We start from the raw sequence: 256 nt of genomic DNA, 5'->3' as shown, positions 1-256 counted from the left end.
CATCGTCAAAGGGCTTCTTTCCATGGGCCTGGCGGTCTGCGTTTACCTCTTCCATCAGTTCCCTGGCATAGTGCCTGGATGCAGCCGGGATCTGAACCTTCACCTGCTTCTTGGTGTTGGCGTTGGCTTTGATGTGGGTGCCGTCTATAAATACTGCCTTGGGAGAAAGGTACCCCGCCTCCGCCACCTCCTCCAGAATCCAACGGAACACCTGGTCCACCGTCTCCTCGGTAAAACGGTGCCGGAAATTATAGCT

General features: G+C 55.5%; 1 pseudogene. It reads right to left on the bottom strand.

Going from position 1 to position 256, the window contains the following annotated elements:
* Nucleotides 1–256 (bottom strand): annotated as a pseudogene (locus H7U37_RS16605) (IS5/IS1182 family transposase); the annotation flags it as partial.

The organism is Pseudoflavonifractor phocaeensis (assembly GCF_016901735.1).
Classification (GTDB): domain Bacteria; phylum Bacillota; class Clostridia; order Oscillospirales; family Oscillospiraceae; genus Pseudoflavonifractor_A.
This window is presented reverse-complemented; position numbering and strand designations above follow the sequence as displayed.